Genomic DNA, 22,577 nt, shown 5'->3' on the forward strand with positions numbered 1-22,577 from the left:
GTCGTGGGGCGGTCACCGGATGGCCAGGTTCTCGAGGTAGCCGGTCACGTTGCGGCGGGTCTCGGTGACGCTGTCGCCACCGAACTTCTCCGCCACGGCGTCGGCGAGGACGAGCGCGACCATGGCCTCGGCGACGATGCCGGCGGCCGGGACGGCACAGACGTCCGAGCGCTGGTGGTGGGCCTTGGCGGCCTCGCCGGTGGCGACGTCGATGGTGGCCAGCGCGCGCGGCACGGTGGCGATCGGCTTCATCGCGGCGCGGACGCGCAGCAGTTCGCCGGTGGTGAGGCCGCCCTCGGTGCCGCCGGAGCGGCCGGTGGAACGCCGGATGCCGTCCGCGGTGTGGACGATCTCGTCGTGCGCCTGCGAGCCGGGGACGCGGGCCAGGTCGAAGCCGTCGCCGACCTCGACGCCCTTGATCGCCTGGATGCCCATGAGCGCGGCCGCGAGCCGGGCGTCGAGGCGCCGGTCCCAGTGCACGTGCGAGCCGAGGCCCACCGGCACGCCGTACGCGAGCACCTCGACGACGCCGCCGAGGGTGTCGCCGTCCTTGTGGGCCTGGTCGATCTCCGCGACCATCGCCTTCGACGCGTCGGCGTCGAGGCAGCGCACCGGGTCGGCGTCGAGCTTCTCGACGTCGGAGGGCTTGGGCAGGACGCCGTAGGGCGCCTTGGCGGCGGCCAGCTCGACGACGTGGGAGACGATCTCGATCCCGGCCGTCTCCTTGAGGTACGAGCGGGCGACCGCGCCGAGCGCGACGCGGGCCGCGGTCTCGCGGGCGGAGGCGCGCTCCAGGATCGGCCGGGCCTCGTCGAAGCCGTACTTCTGCATGCCGGCGAGGTCGGCGTGGCCGGGCCGGGGGCGGGTCAGCGGGGCGTTGCGGGCGAGGTCGGCGAGGATCTCCGGGGCGACCGGGTCGGCCGCCATGACCTGCTCCCACTTGGGCCACTCGGTGTTGCCGACCATGACGGCGATCGGGGAGCCGAGGGTGAGTCCGTGCCGGACGCCACCGAGGAAGGTGACCTCGTCACGCTCGAACTTCATCCGGGCACCGCGTCCATAGCCGAGGCGCCGCCGGGCCAGGTGGTCCGCCACCATGTCCGTGGTGATCGGCACGCCGGCGGGAAGTCCCTCCAGCGTGGCCACGAGTGCGGGACCGTGGGACTCCCCCGCGGTCAGCCAGCGCAACCTGCTCAACGGTGCTCCTCATGCTCGCGCCCTGGTGCTGCTGCTGCGTACGCGCGTCCTCGCGTACGGCGACGGCGCGACCGGGTGCGCGGCCCTGGCCCGCCACCCCCGATCCTCCCACGTCCGACGGGGGGAACCGGCCGCAGGTCCATCAGGCGGACGCGGCCGGCCGGGGCGCGGCGGCTCCTGAGCGGCGCGCCGGGGCGGGCCCGGACGGTGTGCGGAGCGTCCTGTCGCCGGGCTCTAGCGGGCCGCGAGGGCGTGTTCGCCGGCCTTGCGCATGGCGTCGAGCGGGGCGGGGGCGCGCCCGGTCATCTGCTCCACCTGCAGCACCGCCTGGTGGACGAGCAGGTCGAGTCCGCCGACGACGGCACCGCCGTACGCCGACCAGCGGGCCGCGAGGTCCGTGGGCCACGGGTCGTAGAGCACGTCGAACAGGGTCGCCGGGCGTTCCGGGACGGCCCCGGCCAGGGCGTCCGTGGTGCCCGCCGGGGTCGTGGCGATCACCAGCGGTGCCCGCAGCGCCTCGGCGGCGTCCGCCCAGTCGGCGGTCCGCACCTCGACGCCGAGCCGCTCGCCCCACTGCCGCATCTCGGCGGCCCGCTCCGCGCTGCGGACGTAGGCGACGACCTCGCCGGTGCAGATCCGCGCGAGCGCGGCCAGAGCGGAGGAGGCCGTGGCCCCGGCACCGAGGATCGCGGCCGAGTCGACCTGCTCGATCCCGCGCTCGCGCAGCGCCGCGACCATCCCCGGGATGTCGGTGTTGTCCCCGGTGCGCCGCCCGTCCTCGGAGAACACCACGGTGTTGACGGCCTCGACGGAGGCGGCCGTCTCGGTGACCCCGTCGAGCAGCGGAAGGACGGCCCGCTTGAGCGGCATGGTCAGCGACAGCCCGGCCCACTCGGGGCCGAGCCCGTCGAAGAAGCCGGTCAGCGACTCCTCGTCGACCTCGAAACGGTCGTACGACCAGTCGGCGAGGCCCAGCTCCCGGTACGCGGCGCGGTGCAGCACCGGCGAGAGGGAGTGGGCGATCGGCGACCCGAGCACGGCGGCCCGGCGGGCATCAATTGCCCGAACTGTCATTGAACTTTTCCTTGAGCTTCTCGAAGTCGGCGTTCGTCTTGGCGAATTCGGTCTTGCTGTGACCGTCGGTCGCCACGAAATACATCCAGCCGTCGCTCGTCGGATTGAGCGTCGCTTTCAGGGCCTCGACGCCCGGATTGCCGATCGGGCCGGGCGGAAGTCCCCTCTGCGTGTACGTGTTGTACGGGTCCTTGTTGCTGTTGATCTCGGACTCGCTGATGTGGATGTTGCTCTGGCCCTTCAGATAATTGAAGGTCGAGTCGAACTGCAGCAATTGGTTCGTCTCGGTGTTGGTGGACTTGAGACGGTTGTAGACGACCTCGGCCATCTTCCGGTAGTCGTCGTGCGTCTTGCCCTCGGCCTCGACGAGACTGGCGACCGTGACGACCTGCAACGGGTCGGCGAGCTTGAGGGACTTCGCCTTCTCCGCGAGCCCCATGGCCGCGTAGTTGCTGGACGCCTGCTTCACCATGCCCTTGAGCACGCTCTCCGGCTTCATCCCCTTGGCCGCGGGGTAGGTGGCGGGCCAGAGGAATCCTTCGAGGGGATCCTTTATGTCCTTGTCGCTGTTCGCCCAGCTCGGCAGACCGAGGCTCTTGTAGTCCTTCTTCGCGACACCACTCGTCGTGCCCTTGGAGAGGCCGAGCTGTCTGTCGATCGACGCGTAGACCGTGGCGTTCCGGTTCCCCGGGGCGACGACCACGTTGTTCTGGCTCTTGGGGTCGAGCATCAATTCGACGGCACTCGCCGCGGACATGCCCTTGCGCAGCAGATAGGCGCCCGCCTGGATCTTCTGCCCCTGCGGATTCTCCTGTTGGGCGGAGACGAAGGCGTCCACGCTCTTGACGACCCCGAGCTCCTTGAGCTTCTGGCCGATCTCGTAGCCGCCGGCGCCCTTGTTGATCTCGACGGTCACCTGGCCCGAGCCGTCGCCCGCGTAGTCGGGGGCCGAGCCGAAACGGTTCTGGTAGTAGTGGTAGCCGAAGTAGCCGACACCGGCGAGGCCGCCGCCGAAGACCGCGACGACCACCAGGCACGCGCAGCCGCTGCGCCGCTTCTTGCCCTTGCCGCCGCCCCGGCCCTTGCGGTCGCCGCGGCCCCGGCGGCCCTTGGGGTCGTCATCGTCGTCGAGGTCGTCGTCATCGTCGCCGCCGGCGAAGAAGGCGTGCTCGCCCTGGTCGGGCCCCGGGTCCCAGTCCGTCTTCGGCTCGGGCTCGGCACGGCGCCGGGCGGGGGGCTCGGGCGGCGGGTAGGCCTCGGGGGTGTTGTAGAAGTCGGGCTGCTCGCCGGTGTACTGGCCCGCGTAGGGGTCGGTCGGGTCGGCGCCGTAGGTCACCTGGGGATGACCCCCGGTCTGCCATTCGCCCGACTCGTACTGCTGCCCGCCCTGACCGCCGTACTGCTGCTGCCCCTGATCGGGGTACTGCTGCTGGCCCTGGCCGTTGTAGTGCTGCTGCGCCTGGTCCGTGTACGGGGGGTGCCCCTGGCCGGGGTACTGCTGCTGCCCGTGGAACTGCTGCTGGCCCTGGTACTGCGGCTGCCCCTGGTCCTGGTACTGGCCGGGACCGCCCTGAGGCTGCTGGTACTGCTGCTGCCCTTGGCCGTACGCCTGCCCGCCGGTGCCCCAGTCGCCCTGCTGGGCCTGGTGCGGCTGGGCCTGCGGATAGTGCTGCGGCTGGCCGCCGTCGTAGGCGGACCGGCCGTCGGCGGCCTGTCCGCCCCATCCGCTGTCCCCGTACAACGGGTCCTCCGGATGCCACGGTTCGGAGCCTGGGCCCCGGCCATACTCAGTCATCGATCCCCTACGAGCCGCGAGCCGGCAGCTGCCGGCTCCAGTGGCTCGGCTCCCGTCCGCCTCTTTGCTGTGCGGGGGCTGTTCGAACACCACCGCATCGCGCGGAACGTTACCGTATCGCGATCACATGACCACTTCGACGCCCTCGCCGGGAGATTTACCTGACACCCGTTCGGATTCCAGGGCCTGCTGGAGAATGACGACGGCGGCCGCCTGGTCGATGACCGACCGGCCCTTCTTCGACTTCACGCCCGAGGCGCGCAAACCCTGACTGGCCGTCACCGTGGTCATCCGCTCGTCCACGAGCCGCACCGGAACGGGCGCGATCCCCCGCGCGAGCTCCTGGGTGAAGGCGCGGACCTTGACGGCGGCGGGCCCCTCGCCCCCCTTGAGGGAGCGAGGGAGACCGACGACGACCTCGATCGGCTCGTACTCCTCGACGAGCTGCTTCAGCCGGCGGTGGGCGGCCGGGACGTCACGTCCCGGGACCGTCTCCACCGGTGTCGCGAGGATCCCGTCGGGATCGCACGAGGCGACCCCGATCCGGGCGTCCCCGACGTCGATCGCGAGCCGTCGTCCTCTGCGCATCTCCACGGTCTTCTTACTTGGCCGTCTCGGCGACGAGGCGCTGGACCGCGGCGACGGCGTCGCCGACGGCGGCCGGGTTCTGGCCGCCGCCCTGGGCGACGTCCGGCTTGCCGCCGCCGCCACCGCCGAGGGTCTTGGCCGCGGCCCGCACCAGCTCGCCGGCCTTGAGCCCGCGCTCACGGGCGGCCTCGTTGGTGGCGATGACCGTCAGCGGCTTGCCGCCGGCCACGGTGAACAGGGCCACGACGGCGGCCCGTCCGCCCTGGATGCGGCCGCGCACGTCGAGCACCAGCTTGCGCAGGTCGTCGGCGCCGGTGCCGTCCGGTACCTGGCCGGTGACCAGGGCGACGCCGTTGACGTCCTGGGCGGACTCGACGAGACCGGCGGCGGCCTGGAGGACCTTCTCCGCGCGGAACTTCTCGATCTCCTTCTCGGCGTCCTTCAGCTTGCCGAGCATGGCGGACACCTTCTCCGGAAGCTCCTCGGCGCGGCCCTTGACCAGTTCCTGGAGCTGGGCGACGACCGTGTGCTCACGGGCGAGGAAGTTGTACGCGTCGACGCCGACGAGGGCCTCGATGCGGCGCACGCCGGAGCCGATGGACGACTCACCGAGCAGCTTGACCAGGCCGAGCTGCGCGGTGTTGTGCACGTGCGTGCCGCCGCACAGCTCCTTGGAGAAGTCGCCGATGGTCACGACGCGGACGCGCTCGCCGTACTTCTCGCCGAACTCGGCGATGGCGCCCTGCTTCTTGGCCTCGTCGATGCTCATGACCTCGGCCTCGACGTCCAGGTCGCGGGCGAGCACCTCGTTGATCTGCTGCTCGACGTCGGTCATGACGGCCGTGGGGACGGCCGACGGGGAACCGAAGTCGAAGCGGAAGCGGCCGGGCTGGTTCTCGGAGCCGGCCTGGGCGGCCGTCGGGCCCAGCGCGTCCCGCAGCGCCTGGTGCGTGAGGTGGGTCGCCGAGTGGGCGCGGGCGATGGCGGTGCGGCGGCGCACGTCGATGACGGCCTGGGCCTTGGCGCCGACGGTGGCCTCGCCGACCTGCACGACGCCCTTGTGGACGTACACACCGGGAACGGGCTTCTGGCAGTCGCGGATCTCGATGATCGCGCCGGACTCGACCCGGATGCGGCCGGTGTCGCCGATCTGGCCGCCGCCCTCGGCGTAGAAGGGGGTCCGGTCGAGGACGATCTCGACCTCGTCGCCCTCGGTGGCGGCCGGGGAGGAGACGCCGTCGACCAGGATGCCGACGATGGTCGACTCGCCCTCGGTGCGGTCGTACCCGATGAAGTCCGTCTCGCCGGCGGCGTCCGCGATCTGGCGGTAGGCGCCGAGGTCGGCGTGACCGGTCTTCTTGGCGCGGGCGTCGGCCTTGGCCTTGTCCCGCTGCTCCTTCATCAGGCGGCGGAACCCGTCCTCGTCCACCGAGAGGCCCTGTTCGGCGGCCATCTCCAGGGTGAGGTCGATGGGGAAGCCCCAGGTGTCGTGGAGCAGGAACGCCTTGTCGCCGGCGAGGACCGTGCCGCCGGACTCCTTGGTGTCGGAGATCGCGGTGTCGAGGATGTTCGTGCCGGCCTTCAGCGTCTTGACGAAGGCGGCCTCCTCGGCGAGGGCCACGGTCTCGATGCGCTGCCGGTCGCTGACCAGCTCGGGGTACTGCTGGCCCATCATCTCGATCACGACGTCGACGAGGTCCTTGACGACGAGACCCGTGGCACCGAGCAGGCGCATGTTGCGGATGGCGCGGCGCATGATGCGGCGCAGCACGTAGCCGCGGCCCTCGTTGCCGGGGCTCACGCCGTCGCCGATGAGCATGACGGAGGTGCGCATGTGGTCGGTGACCACGCGCAGCGAGACGTCGGAGTCGGGGGCCGCCCCGTACTCGACACCGGTCAGCTCGGTGGCCTTCTTGATGACCGCCATGGAGGTGTCGATCTCGTACAGGTTCTGCACGTCCTGCAGGATCATCGCGAGACGTTCCAGGCCGAGGCCGGTGTCGATGTTCTTGCTGGGCAGCTCGCCGAGGATCTCGAAGTCCTCCTTCGAGATGCCCTCGCCGCGCTCGTACTGCATGAAGACCAGGTTCCAGATCTCCACATAGCGCTCGTCGTTGACGGCCGGGCCGCCCTCGACACCGAACTCGGGGCCGCGGTCGTAGTTGATCTCGGAGCACGGGCCGCAGGGTCCGGGGACGCCCATGGACCAGTAGTTGTCCTTCTTGCCGAGGCGCTGGATGCGCTCGGCCGGGACGCCGATCTTGTCGCGCCAGATGGCCTCGGCCTCGTCGTCCTCCAGGTAGACCGTGATCCACAGGCGCTCGGGGTCGAGCCCGTAACCACCCTTGTCCCGGGGCAGCGTGAGCAGCTCCCAGGCGTAGGTGATGGCGCCTTCCTTGAAGTAGTCGCCGAAGGAGAAGTTGCCGCACATCTGGAAGAACGTGCCGTGCCGGGTGGTCTTGCCGACCTCTTCGATGTCGGGCGTGCGCACGCACTTCTGCACGCTGGTGGCGCGCGACCACGGCGGCTTGACCTCACCGAGGAAGTACGGCTTGAAGGGGACCATGCCGGCGGGGACCAGGAGCAGAGTCGGGTCGTCCGCGATGAGCGACGCCGAAGGGACGACGGTGTGACCGCGCTCCTCGTAGAAGCTCAACCAGCGGCGGCGGATTTCAGCCGACTCCATCAGTGGTCCTCATTCCGGTTGTACGTGTACGTCGTGTTCTCGATGTACTTGATCTGCTTGTCGATGCCGGGCTGCCCGGCTTCGCCGATCGCGGCGATCCTGCGCTGCGTGGGGAGTTCGGGGTCGGTGCGGCCGTTCAGGCCGAGCACCTCGCCGAGTTCGGCCTCCCGCTGGGCCATCCCGTCCCGGACGTCGAGGGCGAAGTCCTTGAGGCGGTGACCCGCGTCGATCGCCTTGTTGGCGGCCTGCGCCGCGAGGCTCTCGGGGGTCAGCGCCCGGATCTTGCGGTTGACCTTGGTGGTGGCCCATACACCCGCGGCTGCGCCTGCGGTGAACCAGAACGTACGGCGGAACATCGCTGCGTCAGTCCTTCTTCCGCTTTCCCCGCCGCGACGACGGGACGGTGCGACCCACGATCACGGTTCGCCGGGACGCCTTGTGGGGCTCGTTCTCTCGACGGCCTCCGATGGCCCGGCGCACGCCGTAACCGAACGCCGCGACCTTGACCAGGGGGCCGCCGAAGGTGGAGGCGACGGTCGTCGACAGGGCCGACGCGTTCGACGTGACCTCCTGGACGTCCGACGCGATGGCGTCGACGCGGTCGATCTGGGTCTGCGCGGAGCGCACGGCCGCCGACGCGTCCGCCAGGAGCGGGACGGCCTGTTCAGTCACGTCCGCCACGAGCTTGGTGGTCGCCCGGAGCGTCTGGGCCAGCCTCGCCAGCGCGACGGCGAGGAAGGACACCAGGATCGCCCAGAACACGGCCACCAGGATCCCGGCCACCTCACCACCGGTCACTGTTGCACCCGCTCCCTGACTGCGTGCCTGATCATCGAAAAGTCGTCACCCGAGCCTATCGCGCCGACGCCGCGGCTCCGTACCGCATTACCGGCTGCCGCACCCGGAGTTGCGCGAAGCGATTGTACGGAGTGCTCACAGGTCAGTACGCTCCGTATCCCATGCAGCGTTCTCAGCCCGCCCGGCGCTCCGCTCCCGCGACATCCGGCAATCTGCCCCTGGAACTCGACGCGTTCGTGGGGCGTTCGGCCGAACTGGCGCGGCTGGCCGAGCTGCTGGAAACGGTCAGGCTGGTCACGGTGACCGGGGTCGGTGGCGTCGGAAAGTCCCGTTTCGCGGTGCACGCGGCGGCGAGCGCGGAACGCCCGGACGCGGTGCACCGCGTGGATCTGTCCGCCGTGCACGATCCGGGACTCGTCGAGTACGCGGTACTGGAGGCCCTCGGCCTGACGGACCACACCGCGAAGCCACCGCGTCAGGTGCTGCTCGGCCATCTCGCCGACCGGCGCCTCCTGCTCGTGCTGGACGGCTTCGAGCACCTGGTGGAGGTGACCGCCTCGCTGGTGGCCGAGCTGCTGCGCAGAGCGCCGGAACTGCGGGTGCTGGCCGTGGGGCGCCGGCCGCTGGATCTCGCGGGCGAGCGGGTCTTCCCGCTGGCCCCGCTGGCCGAGGCGGAGGCGGCGGAGCTGTTCGTGGACCGGGCGGCGGCGCGGGTCCCCGGGTTCACGCTGGACGAGGGGAACCGGTCCGACGTCCGGGAGCTGTGCCGTCGCCTGGACGGGATCCCGCTGGCGGTGGAGCTGGCGGCCGGACGCCTCAGCGCCCTCTCCCCCGGTCAGTTGCTCGCGCGGCTGGAGGACCGGTTCCGGCTGCTGACCGGGGGCGGGCGGGACGCGCTGCCCCGGCATCAGACGCTGCGGACCGCGATCGGCTGGAGCCATGAGCTGTGCACCCCGGAGGAGCGCCTGCTGTGGTCGCGCCTGTCGGTGTTCGCCGGCCGGTTCGACCTGGAGGCCGCCGAGTACGTGTGCAGCGGGGACGGGCTGCACGCCGACGATGTCCTCGACGTACTGGACGCGCTGCTCGCGCAGTCCGTGCTGTCCCGCGAGGAGACGGCGGCCGGGGTGCGCTACCGGATGCTCGACACGGTCCGGGCGTACGGCGCCGAGTGGCTGGAGGCGACGGGGGACGCGGAGCGGCTGCGCCGCCGGCACCGCGACTGGTACATGGGGCTCGCCACCTGGTGCGAGCTCGACTGGTTCTCCCCGCGCCAGGGCGAGGTCGCGGCGCGGGTCGAGACGGAACTGCCGAATCTGCGCTGTGCGCTGGAGTTCTCGCTGACCGAGCCGGACGACGCCCATCTCGGCCAGTACCTGGCGGGCGCCCTCTGGTTCTACTGGGTGGGCTGCGGCCGGCTCTCCGAGGGCCGGCACTGGCTGGAGCGCAGTGTCGAACTGGACGGCGACCGGGACCAGTCGCGGCTGAAGGCCCTGTGGGTGCTCGGCTATGTGGCGGTCCTCCAGGGCGACTCGGTGCCCGCGCTGTCGGCGCTCCACGAATGCCGTGAGGAGGCGGAGCGCGCCGAGAACGCCGTGGCGATCGCGTACGCCGAGCACCGCACCGGCTGTCTGGCCCTGGTCACGGACGACATGACGCGCGCCGAGACGCTGCTGCGCTCGGCCCTCGACCGCTATCACGAGATCGGCGAGCTCAACAGCAACGTGCTGATGGGGCAGGTCGAACTGGCGATGGCGCTCGCCTTCCAGGGCGATCTGCCGGGCGCGGTGAAACTCTGCGAGGACGTCCGCAGGGTCTGCGAGGACCACGGAGAGCGCTGGGCGCTCGGGTACGCGCTCTACGTCCTGGCGTACGAGGCCCAGGCGGGCGGCGACCCCGGGCGCGCCCGGGACCTCCTGCGACGCGGGCTCGGTATCGCGCACGCCTTCCACGATCTGCTCGGCGCCGTCCTCGCGGTGGAGCTGCTCGCGCTGATCACGGTGGTGGAGGGCGATCCGGCCGAGGCCGCGCTGCTCCAGGGGGCCGCGTCGCGGATGTGGCCGTCGGTGGGCCTGCCGCTGTTCGGCTCGGCGTACTACAACGCGCCGCACGAGCGCTGCGCGTCGCTGGCCCGGCAGCTGCTGGGCGACGAGCGGTACGAGGCGTGCGTGCGGGAGGGGGAGCTGCTCGGGCAGGAGGCCGCCGTCGCCCGGGCGCTCGGCGGGGCGGGAACGCCGCCCCTCGGGGTGGTGCCGTCGCCGCGCAGACTGCCCCCGGACATGCGAAAGCCCGCCGTCTCCCCCACCGCGAAGGGCGGGGAGACGACGGGCTGACACTGACGCGCAGGTGGTGCCACGTCCGCCGGAAGAAGATCAGCGGGCGTAGTACTCGACGACGAGCTGCTCGTCGCAGATCACCGGGATCTCCTTGCGGTTCGGCTCGCGGTCCAGGCGGAACGCCAGGGCCGGGAGGTTCACCTGGAGGTAGCGCGGGGTCTCACCGTCGGGGGCGAACCCACCGGCACGGGCGACCTCGAACAGGGTCTTGCTGCGGCTGCGCTCGCGGACCATCACGACGTCGTCGGGACGGACACGGAACGACGGCTTGTCGACCTTGCCGCCGTTGACCTCGATGTGGCCGTGGACGACCATCTGGCGGGCCTGGTAGATCGTGCGGGCGATGCCCGAACGCAGCACCAGCGCGTCGAGACGGCGCTCGAGCTCGATGACCAGGGCCTCACCGGTCTTGCCCTGCGTCTTGGCGGCACGCTCGTAGGCGCGGACGAGCTGACGCTCGGACACGTCGTACTGCGCGCGCAGACGCTGCTTCTCCAGCAGACGGACCTTGTAGTCCGAGTTCTGCTTGCGGCCTCGGCCGTGCTCGCCCGGCGGGTAGGGGCGGGCCTCGAAGTACTTGACGGCCTTCGGGGTCAGCGCGATGCCGAGGGCACGCGACTTCTTGACCTTGGGGCGGGACTGGTTCGGCATGAACCAAACACCTCATGTTTCGGATGCGAATACGGCTTCACCAGGGTTAGGGGAGGTCGCAATCCGCAGCCCGGGAAACCCTTCCCGTCGACGTGAGGATCCACGTGGGCGGGGCGGGCAGCCGCTCCTGGGTCTGGGCACATACGTGCAGCACGCGAGTGACCCACCGACCGGTCCCGGAGATCCGGGTGGTGGTGGGTTGCCCGCGACACCTTCGACGGTGCGCGACGCTCCTGGAATCCCTCCATGACGGCAGGGGCTCCGGCTGAATGTCCCGTTCTGGTGGTGCCGACCGGAGCCGGACACGGGACGCAGCGCTTCGAGACATCGTACAGGGTGCTCAGGAGCGCCCTCGACCGAGGTGCTTCCTCGTCCACTCCACGGCGTCCGCGTAGCGCGCCTCGGATCCGTGGCGGGTCGGGGTGTAGTACTCCCGGTCCTTGAGCTCCTCCGGCGCGTACTGCTGGGCGGCGATGCCTTCGGGCAGGTCGTGCGGGTACACGTAGCCCTGGGCGTGGCCGAGCTTGGCCGCGCCCTTGTAGTGCCCGTCGCGCAGATGGGTCGGCACGGGTCCCGCGTGGCCCTTGCGGACGTCCTCCAGGGCGGCGCCGATGGCGGTCGTCGCCGCGTTGGACTTCGGGGCGAGGGCGAGGGCGATCGTCGCGTGGCTCAGGGTGAGCGCGGCCTCGGGGAAGCCGATCATCGCGACCGCCTGGGCGGCGGCGACGGCCGTCGGCAGCGCGTTCGGGTCGGCGAGGCCGATGTCCTCGCTGGCGGAGATCATCAGGCGGCGGGCGATGAAGCGGGGGTCCTCGCCGGCGTCGATCATCCGGGCGAGGTAGTGCAGGGCGGCGTCCACGTCGGAGCCGCGGATGGACTTGATGAGCGCGCTCGCCACGTCGTAGTGCTGGTCGCCGTCGCGGTCGTACGTCACGGCGGCGCGGTCGACCGTCTCCTCCAGGGTCTGGAGGGTGATCTCCGGCTCGCCCTTGTCGAGAGCCGCGCCGGCGGCGGCCTCCAGCGCGGTCAGGGCCCGGCGGGCGTCTCCGCCGGCGATCCGCAGCAGGTGCTCCTCGGTGTCCTCGGGGAGGCCGACGGCGCCCTTGAGGCCGCGCTCGTCATCAAGGGCCCGGCGCAGCAGCGCGCGCAGGTCGTCGTCGGTGAGCGGTTCCAGGGTGAGGAGCAGGGAGCGGGAGAGCAGGGGGGAGATCACCGAGAAGTACGGGTTCTCGGTGGTGGCGGCGATCAGGGTGACCCAGCGGTTCTCGACGGCGGGCAGCAGGGAGTCCTGCTGGGCCTTGCTGAAGCGGTGGATCTCGTCGAGGAAGAGGACGGTCTCCTTGCCGAAGCCGCCGGTGGCCCGGCGGGCGCCGTCGATGACGGCGCGCACCTCCTTGACGCCGGCGGTGATCGCGGAGAGCTCGACGAATCGCTTCTCGGTGGCTTTGGAGACGACGTACGCGAGGGTCGTCTTTCCGGTGCCGGGCGGGCCCCAGAGGATCACCGAGGACGGCCCGGCCGGACCGCCGCCGCCCTCGGCGACGAGTCTGCGCAGGGGTGAGCCCGGCTTCAGCAGATGCTGCTGGCCCACGACGTCGTCGAGGGTGCGCGGGCGCATCCGCACCGCCAGGGGACTGCTGGACGGGTCCTTCTCCTGGCGTTCTTCTGCTGCGGCGGTGAACAGGTCGGGCTCCACGTCCAAAACCCTATGTCACGCCACTGACAATCCCCGCGGGGCGGTCAGCTGGTCCAGAAGTCCCACCAGCGGGTCAGGATCAGCATGCCGATGATGCCGATGTGCAGCACGGGCAGGACCCAGGTGAACTCGCCGAAGAAGCCCTTCGCCCAGCGCGGGGCGGGCAGGAAGCCGTTGCGGACGTTGAAGGACGTCACGTACCAGAACATGGTGATCGTGGCGACCCAGGCGAGGCTGCACCAGAGGCACAGCGAGTTGATCCGGTACAGCGACTGGAACTGCAGCCAGGTGCAGAACGCGACGCCGAAGAGCGTGCCGAAGTTGAAGGTGAGCCAGTACCAGCGGGGGAAGGTGGCCCGGGCGAGCAGGCTCATGCCGACGCAGATCACGATGCCGTAGGCGACGAGACCGAGCATCGGATTCGGGAAGCCGAAGGCGGAGGCCTGGTCGCTCTTCATGATGTTGCCGCAGGAGACCACCGGGTTCAGGCTGCACCCGGGCACGAAGTTCGGGTTCTCCAGGAGCTTGAACTTGTCGATCGTGATGACCCACGCGGCAAGGAGACCGGCCGCGCCCGTGATCACGAGCAGCAGGGCGAGGGCGCGACTGCCGCCGGCCGTCCGGGGAGCCGCGGTGCGTTCCCGCTCGGTCGGGACGTCCTTGACTGTCGTCTTGCTCATCACGCCGTTTCCGTTGCTTCGAAGGGGCCTGCGGGCAGGCTCATTGTGCCGCACGAGCCCCCTTGTCCACCGTTCGGTGGACATAAGAAAGTACGCGCACTCTCCCCGGAGCGTTCGGTTCGGGGGGATGCTCGTCGCCATGACGACACAGGCGGAGCAACTCGCGGTGGACGTACGGGGACTGCGCAAGCAGTACGGGGACGTGACCGCCGTCGACGGCATCGATCTCGGGATCCGGCGGGGTGAGGTGTTCGGCCTGCTCGGGCCGAACGGAGCGGGCAAGAGCACCACGGTGGAGATCCTTCAGGGCAACCGGCGCCGGGACGCGGGCGAGGTGTCGGTGCTGGGCTCGGACCCGGCCTCGGGCACACGCGCGTGGCGCTCACGCGTCGGCATCGTCTGGCAGGACGAATCGGCGCCCGCCGAGTTGACGGTGAGCGAGACGGTGCGGCATTTCGCCCGGTATTACCCGAATCCACGTGATCCCGAGGAGGTCATCGGGCTCGTCGGTCTGGAGCAGAAGGCGGGCAGCCGGATCAAGTCGCTGTCGGGCGGACAGCGCAGGCGGCTCGACGTCGCCCTGGGCGTCATCGGCGGCCCCGAACTGCTGCTCCTGGACGAGCCGACCACGGGCTTCGACCCGGCGGCGCGACGGCAGTTCTGGGAGCTGATCCGGGGGCTCGCCGACGAGGGCACGACGATCCTGCTGACCACGCACTACCTGGAGGAGGCGGAGGCCCTCGCCGACCGGCTGGCGGTGGTCGCGCGGGGCAGGGTCGTCGCCGAGGGCGAACCGGACGCGCTGCGGGAGCGCTTCGGCACGGAGGCGACGGTCGCGTGGACCGAGACCGACGGCACGGCGCGCAGCGAGCGCACGGACAAGCCCACCAGGACCGTCTCCGAACTCGTCCACCGCTTCGACGGGGAGATCCCGGGGCTCCGGATCAGCCGGCCGACCCTGGAGGACGTCTATCTGCGACTGACCGGCCAGGAGGACGCGCGATGACCACGACCGACGTACGCGAACGCACCGCGACGGCGACCGGAAGACTGCCCGGCGCCTGGGGACTCGGGCTGAGGCGCGGCGCCCTGGAGATCAAGCAGTTCTTCCGGCAGCGCGACCAGGTGGTGTTCACCTTCGCCTTCCCGGTCGTCTTCCTCTTCCTGTTCGCGTCGATCTTCAGCGACGACGTGAAGGGAGCGGGCATCACGGCCTCCCAGTTGTACGTACCGGCGATGATGGCCGCGGGCATCATGTCCACCAGCTTCCAGTCCCTGGGCATATCGATCACGATCGAACGGGACGAGAAGGTGCTGCGCCGGCTGCGGGGCACGCCGATGCCGCCGGCCGCGTATTTCCTCGGCAAGATCTGGCTGGTCCTGGTCACCGGCGCGCTGGAGACGGCGATCCTGCTCCTCGCCGGCACCACGCTGTACGACGTCGACCTGCCCGCGGACGCCGGCAAGTGGGCGGACTTCGCCTGGATCTTCGTCCTCGGCCTGACGGCCTGCGCGCTCCTCGGCATCGCGGTCAGCTCGGTCCCGAAGTCGGGCAAGAGCGCCACCTCGGTGGTCGTCCTGCCGTTCCTGGTCCTCCAGTTCATCTCCGGCGTCTACATCGCCATCGACACCATCCCGGACTGGATGCTGAACATCGGCGCGCTGTTCCCCCTCAAGTGGATGTGCCAGGGGCTGCGCGGGGTGTTCCTGCCCGAGTCGGCTCAGGTCCTGGAGCAGACCGGTGGCTGGGAGTTCGGGCGGGTCGCCCTGGTGCTGGGGGCGTGGTGCGTCGGAGGACTGCTGCTGTGCCTGCTGACGTTCCGCTGGAAGAACCGGCGCGACGGATGACCGTTCCGGCCTCGCGGGCGGGGCCGGTGCCCCTGTTGCTCACACCCCGGTACCCGGCGCTCCGACGCCCCGTCCCCTCCGCACGGCGAAGGGGACGGGAACGGCCGGTCAGCCGAGGCGCGACCGCAGTTCGGCCACGATCTCGCCGACGCCGACCGCCGCCTGCTCACCGGACTCCATGTCCTTGAGCTGCACGACGCCCTCGGCGAGGTCGCGCTCGCCGGCCACGACGGTGTACCGCGCGCCCGACCTGTTGGCGTTCTTCATCGCGCCCTTCAGGCCCTTGGCTCCGTACGAGAAGTCGGCGGGGACACCGAGCTTGCGCAGTTCGGTGACCACGCCGAACAGCACCCGGCGCGCCTCCTCCCCGAGCGGCACCGCGAACACGCTGGTGGACGCGGGGATTTCGAGCTCGACGCCCTCCGCCTCCAGGGCCAGCACCGTACGGTCGACGCCGAGGGCCCAGCCGACGGACGGCAGCGCGGGGCCGCCGATCATCTCGGACAGCCCGTCGTAGCGGCCGCCGCCGCCCACCGCGGACTGCGAGCCGAGACCGTCGTGCACGAACTCGAACGTGGTGCGCGTGTAGTAGTCCAGGCCGCGCACCAGCTTCGGATCGTCCTCGAAGGTGACGCCCGCGGCGGTGATCAGGTCGCGCACCTCCTCGTGGTACGCCTTGCACGCGTCACAGAGGTAGTCCCGCAGCAACGGCGCGCCGGTCAGCTGCTTCTGGACGTCGTCCCGCTTGTCGTCGAGCACGCGCAGCGGGTTGATCTCCGCGCGGCGCAGCGTCTCCTCGTCGAGGTCCAGGCCGCGCAGGAACTCCTGCAGCGCGGCACGGTAGACGGGGCGGCACTCCTTGTCGCCCAGGCTGTTCAGCAGGATGCGGAAGTTCCGCAGGCCCAGCGAGCGGTACGCCTGGTCCGCCAGGATGATCAGCTCGGCGTCGAGCGCCGGGTCCTCGGCGCCGATCGCCTCGGCGCCCACCTGGGAGAAGTGGCGGTAACGGCCCTTCTGGGGACGCTCGTAGCGGTAGTAGGAGCCGGAGTACCAGAGCTTGACGGGGAGGTTGCCCGCCTTGTGCAGGTTCGCCTCGAGGGCCGCGCGCAGGACGGAGGCGGTCCCCTCGGGACGCAGGGCCAGGCGGTCGCCGCCCTTGGTCTCGAAGGCGTACATCTCCTTGGTCACGATGTCGGTGGACTCGCCGACTCCGCGGGCGAAGAGCTCGACGTTCTCGAAACCGGGTGTCTCGATGTAGCCGTAACCGGAGTTGCGCAGCGGCGCGGAGATGGCCTCGCGGACCGCGAGGTACTTGGCGCTCTCCGGCGGGATCAGGTCGTACGTGCCCTTGGGGGCCTTGAAGGTGCTCACGGAAGTCTCGTCACATTCCTCGTCGAGGAGCGGAGGTCGGGTCCGCTCCGCGTTCCTGGCGGTTCGCCGCCACCTGCCGCAGATACGGGTTGGCGGCGCGCTCCTGGCCGATGGTCGTCTGGGGGCCGTGGCCGGACAGCACCACGGTCGAGTCGTCGAGCGGCAGGCACACACGGCCCAGCGAGTCGAGCATCTCGTCCATGTCGCCGCCGGGCAGGTCGGTGCGTCCGACGGAGCCGGCGAAGAGCAGATCCCCGGAGAAGAACACGGACGGGATGTCCGCGCTCTCGGGCATCCGGAACGTCACCGACCCCTTCGTATGGCCCGGCGCGTGCGCGACGGACAGGTCGAGGCCCGCCAGCTTCAGCTCCGTGCCGTCGGTCAGCGTCCGCACGTCGTCCGGCTCCCCCACGGTCAGTTCGCCCATCAGCGGCATCCCGATGGAACGGCCGAGCGCCCGCTCGGGGTCGCTCATCATGTACCGGTCCTCGGGGTGGATCCAGGCGGGCACGTCGTGCGCCCCGCACACGGGAACGACCGAGGCGACGTGGTCGATGTGGCCATGGGTGAGGATGACCGCGACGGGCTTGAGCCGATGCTTGGCGAGTGCTTCCTCGACGCCCTGGGCGGCCTGATGGCCCGGGTCGATGATCACGCACTCCTCACCCGCGGCGGGGGCGACCAGGTAACAGTTGGTCCCCCAGGCCCCGGCGGGGAACCCGGCAATGAGCACGATCGTCCTTCGTGGTGGCGTACGCGCTGGTGTCGTACGGGGCGGGTGGCTGTGGATCAGAGCCTACCGGCGCTGCCGATTCCTCAGCGAACCCATATACGGTACGGGGCACACGCAGGCGGTCGGCTCACAAGACGCACGCGTCCCATCGACGTACGAGACGCACGAGGAGAAACCCGGTGGTCAGCCAGGAACAGCGGCGGCGTCAGCTCGCCCGGGAGAAGTTCTTGCGACAGCAGCAGCGCCGCACGGCCGCGCGACGCAAGACCCATACACGCAACGCGGTGATCGCGTCGGTCGTCGGCGTGCTCGTCGCCGGCGGTGCGCTGTCGTTCGCGACCGGGGTCTTCAAGAAGGACGACAAGAAGACCAGCGCCGGTTCGGAGGTGTCGCCGAGCGCCACCCCGAGCAAGGCGTCCGACCCGTGCGAGAAGCCGGCGGCGGGCAAGGTGAAGTCGCTCAGCTGGAAGAAGGAGCCGGCGGTCACCATCGACAAGTCCGCCGCCTACACGATGAAGATGGCGACGACGTGTGGCGACATAGACATCGCCCTCAAGGCGTCCGCGGCCCCGCACACGGTGAACTCGTTCTCGTACCTCGCCGGCAAGGGCTTCTTCGACCACACCAAGTGCCACCGGCTCACCACCAACGGCATCTACGTCCTGCAGTGCGGCGACCCGACCGCCCAGGGCTCCGGCGGTCCCGGCTACACGATCCCGGACGAGAACCTGAAGGACAAGACGCTCAAGGGCGGGGTGTATCCGGCGGGCACGATCGCCATGGCCAACACCGGCCAGAAGCACACCGGCGGCAGCCAGTACTTCCTCGTCTACCAGGACAGTCAGTTGCCGCCCAGCTACACACCGTTCGGAACTATTTCCAAGTCCGGCATGACGGTCCTGAAGAAGATCGCGGCGGCCGGCGAGAGCACGGGCCAGGGCGACGGCGCCCCCAACGCGACCGTCGTGATCAACAAGATGACCGTGACGAAATCCTGACCGCCGCCTGCTTAATTTCGGTCGCGCGGGATGCGGACAGCCGCCCCGCCGGTCGCCTATGTTGGCCGTGACGAAACTGTGGACGATGCCCGGGGGCGCTGACGCCCCTCGCAGGCATCATGTGGAGGAGGCGCTGTGAGCAGCGACCCGTGGGGACGCGTCGACGAGACGGGGACCGTGTACGTGCGTACGGCCGACGGCGAGCAGGTCGTCGGTTCCTGGCAGGCCGGCTCCCCCGATGAGGCGCTGGCCTACTTCGAGCGCAAGTACGAAGGCCTGGTTGTCGAGATCGGCCTCCTCGAGAAGCGAGTGAAGACCACCGACCTGTCGGCGAAGGACGCCCAGGCCGCCATCGATCACATCCGCGAGCAGGTGGTGGCCCACCACGCGGTGGGTGACCTGGACGCCCTGAAGGTCCGGCTCGACAAGCTCGTGGAGACGGTCGACGCGCGTCGTGAGGAGCGCAAGGTCCAGCGGGCCAAGCAGTCCGACGAGGCCCGGCACTCCAAGGAGGCGCTGGTCGTCGAGGCCGAGGAGCTGGCGCAGAGCGACCAGTGGCGTGCCGCGGGCGAGCGGCTGCGTGCCCTGGTGGACACGTGGAAGGGGCTGCCCCGGCTCGACCGCAAGTCGGACGACGAGCTGTGGCACCGCTTCTCGCACGCCCGCTCGGCGTTCTCCAAGCGGCGCAAGGCGCACTTCGCCTCGTTGGACGCGCAGCGCGAGGAGGCCCGCAAGACCAAGGAGAAGCTGGTCACGGAGGCCGAGTCGCTGTCCGGTTCCACGGACTGGGGCCCGACGGCCGCCCGTTACCGCGAGCTGATGGCGGACTGGAAGGCGGCGGGCCGCGCTCAGCGCGAGCACGAGGACGACCTGTGGAACCGCTTCCGCGGCGCCCAGGACGTGTTCTTCGCGGCCCGTGGTTCGGTCTTCGCCGAGCGGGACGCGGAGCAGACGGAGAACCTCAAGCTCAAGGAGGAGCTGGCCGAGGAGGCCGAGAAGCTCGTCCCGGTGCAGGACCTGAAGGCGGCCCGTGCGGCCTTCCGTTCGATCAACGAGCGCTGGGAGGCCATCGGCCATGTGCCGCGGGACGCCCGCCCGAAGGTCGAGGGCCGGATGCACGCGGTGGAGCGTGCTCTCCAGGAGTCCGAGGAGACCGAGTGGCGCCGGACGAACCCGGAGGCACGCGCGCGTGCCGAGGGTCTGACCGGTCAGCTGCAGTCCGCCGTGGACAAGCTCCAGGGCCAGATCGAGGCCGCGCGCACCGCGGGCAACACCGCGAGGGCCGACAAGCTCCAGAAGGAGCTCGACGGCCGTCAGGCGCTGCTGGACCAGGCCCTGAAGGGTCTTCAGGAGTTCGGCGGCTGAGGCTTCGGCCGCAACGCTCGACGCGAAAAGGGGCTCCCGTACGCACCGTACGGGAGCCCCTTTTCGCGTGGTGTCCGCGCCGCCGGCCGGGCGGCCCGGAGGTCAGGCCTCCGAGGGCCTGCGGGCCGAGGTCACGCGGTACACGTCGTACACGCCCTCCACGCCCCTGACCGCCTTCAGGACGTGCCCCAGGTGCTTGGGGTCGCCCATCTCGAAGGTGAAGCGGGAGGTGGCCACCCGGTCGCGGGAGGTCTGGACGGCCGCCGACAGGATGTTGACGTGCTGGTCGGACAGGACGCGTGTGACGTCCGAGAGGAGCCGGGAGCGGTCCAGCGCCTCGACCTGTATGGCGACGAGGAAGACCGAGGACTGGGTGGGCGCCCACTCGACCTCGAGGATGCGCTCGGGCTCACGGGACAGCGAGTCGACGTTGACGCAGTCGCTGCGGTGGACGGAGACGCCGCTGCCGCGGGTGACGAAGCCGATGATCGGGTCGCCGGGCACCGGGGTGCAGCACCGGGCGAGCTTGACCCAGACGTCGTCGACGCCCTTGACGACCACACCGGGGTCGTTGTTGCTGCGCCGCTTGCGGCCGCGGCCCCGGGCGGGCGGTACGGACTCGTCGATCTCCTCGGTGGCGGCCTCGTCGCCGCCGAGTGCCTGGACGAGCTTCTGGACGACGCTCTGCGCGGTGACGTGTCCCTCGCCGATCGCCGCGTACAGCGACGAGATGTCCGGGTAGCGCATCTCGTGCGCGAGGGTGACCAGTGAGTCGCCGGTGAAGATGCGCTGGATCGGCAGGTTCTGCTTGCGCATCGCGCGCGCGATGGCGTCCTTGCCGTGCTCGATCGCCTCGTCGCGGCGCTCCTTGGAGAACCACGCGCGGATCTTGTTGCGGGCGCGCGGCGACTTCACGAAGCCGAGCCAGTCGCGGGACGGGCCCGCGCCGGCCGCCTTGGAGGTGAAGACCTCGACGAGATCGCCGTTGTCCAGGGTCGACTCGAGGGGCACGAGCCGGCCGTTGACCCGTGCTCCTATGGTCCGGTGGCCGACCTCCGTGTGGACCGCGTACGCGAAGTCCACCGGTGTGGCACCGGCCGGAAGCGCTATCACGTCGCCCTTGGGCGTGAAGACGAAGACCTCGTTGCGCGACAGGTCGAAGCGCAGGGACTCCAGGAACTCGCTGGGGTCCTCGGTCTCCTTCTGCCAGTCGAGCAACTGACGCAGCCACGCCATGTCGTTGACGGTGTCCTGGCCCGCGCTGCCCTTGGCGGCACGGGGCACGTCGGTACGGATCTTGGAGGATCCGGCGACGGTCTCCTGCTTGTACTTCCAGTGCGCCGCGATGCCGTACTCGGCGCGGCGGTGCATGTCGAAGGTGCGGATCTGCAGCTCGACGGGCTTGCCGTTCGGACCGATGACCGTCGTGTGCAGCGACTGGTACATGTTGAACTTGGGCATCGCGATGTAGTCCTTGAACCGGCCGGGGACCGGGTTCCATCGCGCGTGCACGGTGCCGAGTGCCGCGTAGCAGTCGCGGACGGTGTCCACGAGGACGCGGATGCCCACCAGGTCGTAGATCTCCGCGAAGTCACGGCCGCGGACGATCATCTTCTGGTAGACGCTGTAGTAGTGCTTCGGGCGGCCGGTGACGGTCGCCTTGATGCGGGCCGCGCGCAGGTCGGACTGGACCTCGTCGGTCACTATGGCGAGGTATTCGTCGCGCTTGGGGGCGCGCTCGGCGACCAGCCGGACGATCTCGTCGTACATCTTGGGGTAGAGGATCGCGAAGGCGAGGTCCTCCAGCTCCCACTTGATGGTGTTCATGCCCAGGCGGTGGGCGAGCGGCGCGTAGATCTCCAGGGTCTCGCGCGCCTTCTTCTCCTGCTTCTCGCGCTTGAGATAACGCATGGTGCGCATGTTGTGCAGGCGGTCGGCGAGCTTGATGACCAGGACGCGGGGGTCCTTGGCCATGGCGACGACCATCTTGCGCACGGTCTCGGCCTGCGCGGCCTCACCGAACTTGACCTTGTCGAGCTTGGTGACGCCGTCGACGAGCAGCGCGACCTGGTCGCCGAAGTCCCGCTTGAGGGTGTCCAGGCCGTACTCGGTGTCCTCGACGGTGTCGTGCAGCAGACCGGCCATCAGGGTGGCCGGGTCCATGCCCAGCTCGGCGAGGATGGTGGTGACGGCGAGCGGGTGCGTGATGTACGGGTCGCCGCTCTTGCGCTTCTGGCCGCGGTGCCAGCGCTCGGCGACCTGATAGGCGTTCTCGATCTGCCGCAGCGTGGCCGTCTCGATCTTGGGGTCGTTGCTGCGCACCGTCCGCAGCAGCGGCTCCAGAACCGGGTTGTACGGGTTCGAGCGCTGGACGCCGAGCCGGGCCAGGCGGGCGCGGACGCGGTTGGAGGAGCCGCCCGTGCGGGCGGGCTGGCCGGCCGCGGGGCGGACCGCCGGGGTGTTCTCGGTGCGCTCGGGAGGAGCCGGCTTGGGACGTGGCTGCTCGGCCGCCGTGCCGTCCGGTGCGGACTGGGCGTGCTCCACCGGCCCGCTCGCGGCGTTCTCGGCGGGCTTCTCCACGGGACCCGAGACGGGCTCGGGCTTGGTGGAGGCGGTTCCTCCCAGGCGTTCCGCACTGGGGGCGAGTGGCTGGGCCTCGTCTGGCAAGAGGGCTCCTCGTGCGCGTTCCGGGTCCCCCGGTCAGGCTCCGGAAACCCCATGGTAGCGATCCCGGGCGCCGGACTCTCTGCCGGCCGCCGGGACC

The 22,577-nt window shown here is 70.4% G+C and carries 18 protein-coding genes; 5 read left to right on the forward strand and 13 right to left on the reverse strand.

Translation table 11 applies throughout. From position 1 onward, the window contains the following. Window positions 1-12: 12 nt before the first annotated feature. The 7 genes from aroC to B0675_RS33480 form a co-directional block, all read right to left on the reverse strand. A complete protein-coding gene (gene aroC, locus B0675_RS33445) occupies window positions 13-1,197 on the reverse strand; it encodes a chorismate synthase (RefSeq protein WP_081223348.1) in 1,185 nt (394 codons plus the stop codon). A 234-nt stretch (window positions 1,198-1,431) separates the two neighbouring features. Beyond that, window positions 1,432-2,271: a shikimate dehydrogenase gene (locus B0675_RS33450; protein WP_081223349.1), complete on the reverse strand. Its 840-nt coding sequence runs from the start codon at window positions 2,269-2,271 to the stop codon at window positions 1,432-1,434. Further along, window positions 2,252-4,066 carry an endolytic transglycosylase MltG gene (mltG, locus tag B0675_RS33455; RefSeq protein WP_081223350.1) on the reverse strand — a complete coding sequence of 605 codons (1,815 nt, stop codon included), beginning with the start codon at window positions 4,064-4,066 and terminating at the stop codon, window positions 2,252-2,254. The genes B0675_RS33450 and mltG overlap by 20 nt, the downstream gene beginning before the upstream one ends. Window positions 4,067-4,189: 123 nt before the next feature. Then, window positions 4,190-4,654: a Holliday junction resolvase RuvX gene (gene ruvX / locus B0675_RS33465; RefSeq protein WP_164369973.1), complete on the reverse strand. Its 465-nt coding sequence runs from the start codon at window positions 4,652-4,654 to the stop codon at window positions 4,190-4,192. Window positions 4,655-4,667: 13 nt separating this feature from the next. Beyond that, window positions 4,668-7,340 carry an alanine--tRNA ligase gene (gene alaS / locus B0675_RS33470; RefSeq protein ID WP_081223352.1) on the reverse strand — a complete coding sequence of 891 codons (2,673 nt, stop codon included), beginning with the start codon at window positions 7,338-7,340 and terminating at the stop codon, window positions 4,668-4,670. After that, entirely contained in the window at window positions 7,340-7,696 is a 357-nt protein-coding gene (locus tag B0675_RS33475; protein WP_081223353.1) for a DUF6167 family protein, read from the reverse strand. Before B0675_RS33475 ends, alaS begins: the two co-directional genes overlap by 1 nt. 7 nt (window positions 7,697-7,703) lie before the next feature. Beyond that, window positions 7,704-8,138, reverse strand: a complete 435-nt coding sequence (locus tag B0675_RS33480; RefSeq protein WP_081223354.1) for a DUF948 domain-containing protein — start codon at window positions 8,136-8,138, stop codon at window positions 7,704-7,706. A 161-nt stretch (window positions 8,139-8,299) separates the two neighbouring features. Between B0675_RS33480 and B0675_RS33485 the strand changes: the two genes are divergently transcribed. Further along, the gene (locus B0675_RS33485; protein ID WP_081223355.1) at window positions 8,300-10,468 is read left to right on the forward strand and encodes an AAA family ATPase; all 2,169 of its coding nucleotides are present in this window, start codon (window positions 8,300-8,302) and stop codon (window positions 10,466-10,468) included. Window positions 10,469-10,507: 39 nt separating this feature from the next. Here the strand turns inward: B0675_RS33485 and rpsD are convergent, their stop codons facing one another. The 3 genes from rpsD to B0675_RS33500 all read right to left on the reverse strand — a co-directional run bounded on the left by rpsD (window position 10,508) and on the right by B0675_RS33500 (window position 13,498). Beyond that, window positions 10,508-11,122: a 30S ribosomal protein S4 gene (rpsD, locus tag B0675_RS33490; RefSeq protein WP_081223356.1), complete on the reverse strand. Its 615-nt coding sequence runs from the start codon at window positions 11,120-11,122 to the stop codon at window positions 10,508-10,510. Window positions 11,123-11,462: 340 nt separating this feature from the next. Continuing rightward, complete coding sequence (locus tag B0675_RS33495) at window positions 11,463-12,818, reverse strand: replication-associated recombination protein A (RefSeq protein ID WP_081223357.1); 1,356 nt, start codon at window positions 12,816-12,818, stop codon at window positions 11,463-11,465. Window positions 12,819-12,862: 44 nt separating this feature from the next. Beyond that, entirely contained in the window at window positions 12,863-13,498 is a 636-nt protein-coding gene (locus B0675_RS33500; protein ID WP_081223358.1) for a vitamin K epoxide reductase family protein, read from the reverse strand. A gap of 139 nt (window positions 13,499-13,637) precedes the next feature. Between B0675_RS33500 and B0675_RS33505 the strand changes: the two genes are divergently transcribed. Beyond that, window positions 13,638-14,504, forward strand: a complete 867-nt coding sequence (locus B0675_RS33505) for an ABC transporter ATP-binding protein (protein ID WP_081224033.1) — start codon at window positions 13,638-13,640, stop codon at window positions 14,502-14,504. After that, complete coding sequence (locus B0675_RS33510; RefSeq protein ID WP_081223359.1) at window positions 14,501-15,346, forward strand: ABC transporter permease; 846 nt, start codon at window positions 14,501-14,503, stop codon at window positions 15,344-15,346. The genes B0675_RS33505 and B0675_RS33510 overlap by 4 nt, the downstream gene beginning before the upstream one ends. A 108-nt stretch (window positions 15,347-15,454) precedes the next feature. Here the strand turns inward: B0675_RS33510 and hisS are convergent, their stop codons facing one another. After that, on the reverse strand, window positions 15,455-16,717 hold the full coding sequence (hisS, locus tag B0675_RS33515; RefSeq protein WP_081223360.1) for a histidine--tRNA ligase: 1,263 nt from the start codon (window positions 16,715-16,717) through the stop codon (window positions 15,455-15,457). A 10-nt stretch (window positions 16,718-16,727) separates the two neighbouring features. Further along, window positions 16,728-17,450: an MBL fold metallo-hydrolase gene (locus tag B0675_RS33520; protein ID WP_081223361.1), complete on the reverse strand. Its 723-nt coding sequence runs from the start codon at window positions 17,448-17,450 to the stop codon at window positions 16,728-16,730. A gap of 179 nt (window positions 17,451-17,629) precedes the next feature. Here B0675_RS33520 and B0675_RS33525 point away from each other — a divergent pair, with 179 nt between their 5' ends. Beyond that, window positions 17,630-18,448: a peptidylprolyl isomerase gene (locus B0675_RS33525; protein WP_081223362.1), complete on the forward strand. Its 819-nt coding sequence runs from the start codon at window positions 17,630-17,632 to the stop codon at window positions 18,446-18,448. A 135-nt stretch (window positions 18,449-18,583) separates the two neighbouring features. After that, a complete protein-coding gene (locus tag B0675_RS33530; protein ID WP_081223363.1) occupies window positions 18,584-19,813 on the forward strand; it encodes a DUF349 domain-containing protein in 1,230 nt (409 codons plus the stop codon). A gap of 102 nt (window positions 19,814-19,915) precedes the next feature. Here the strand turns inward: B0675_RS33530 and B0675_RS33535 are convergent, their stop codons facing one another. Next, window positions 19,916-22,438 (reverse strand): RelA/SpoT family protein, encoded by a 2,523-nt coding sequence (locus B0675_RS33535; RefSeq protein ID WP_107482959.1) that lies wholly within the window; start codon window positions 22,436-22,438, stop codon window positions 19,916-19,918. Window positions 22,439-22,577 lie beyond the last annotated feature (139 nt).

The sequence above is a fragment of the Streptomyces sp. M41(2017) genome (assembly GCF_002078175.1).
Lineage (GTDB): Bacteria > Actinomycetota > Actinomycetes > Streptomycetales > Streptomycetaceae > Streptomyces.

Excerpts from the sequence above, each read along its gene's own strand:
- B0675_RS33510 (WP_081223359.1), top strand. The coding sequence starts at position 14,501 with ATGACCACGACCGACGTACGCGAACGCACCGCGACGGCGACCGGAAGA.
- B0675_RS33485 (WP_081223355.1), top strand. The coding sequence starts at position 8,300 with ATGCAGCGTTCTCAGCCCGCCCGGCGCTCCGCTCCCGCGACATCCGGC.
- B0675_RS33450 (WP_081223349.1), bottom strand. The coding sequence starts at position 2,271 with ATGACAGTTCGGGCAATTGATGCCCGCCGGGCCGCCGTGCTCGGGTCG.
- B0675_RS33505 (WP_081224033.1), top strand. The coding sequence starts at position 13,638 with ATGACGACACAGGCGGAGCAACTCGCGGTGGACGTACGGGGACTGCGC.
- mltG (WP_081223350.1), bottom strand. The coding sequence starts at position 4,066 with ATGACTGAGTATGGCCGGGGCCCAGGCTCCGAACCGTGGCATCCGGAG.
- B0675_RS33500 (WP_081223358.1), bottom strand. The coding sequence starts at position 13,498 with ATGAGCAAGACGACAGTCAAGGACGTCCCGACCGAGCGGGAACGCACC.
- B0675_RS33475 (WP_081223353.1), bottom strand. The coding sequence starts at position 7,696 with ATGTTCCGCCGTACGTTCTGGTTCACCGCAGGCGCAGCCGCGGGTGTA.
- alaS (WP_081223352.1), bottom strand. The coding sequence starts at position 7,340 with ATGGAGTCGGCTGAAATCCGCCGCCGCTGGTTGAGCTTCTACGAGGAG.
- rpsD (WP_081223356.1), bottom strand. The coding sequence starts at position 11,122 with ATGCCGAACCAGTCCCGCCCCAAGGTCAAGAAGTCGCGTGCCCTCGGC.
- ruvX (WP_164369973.1), bottom strand. The coding sequence starts at position 4,654 with ATGCGCAGAGGACGACGGCTCGCGATCGACGTCGGGGACGCCCGGATC.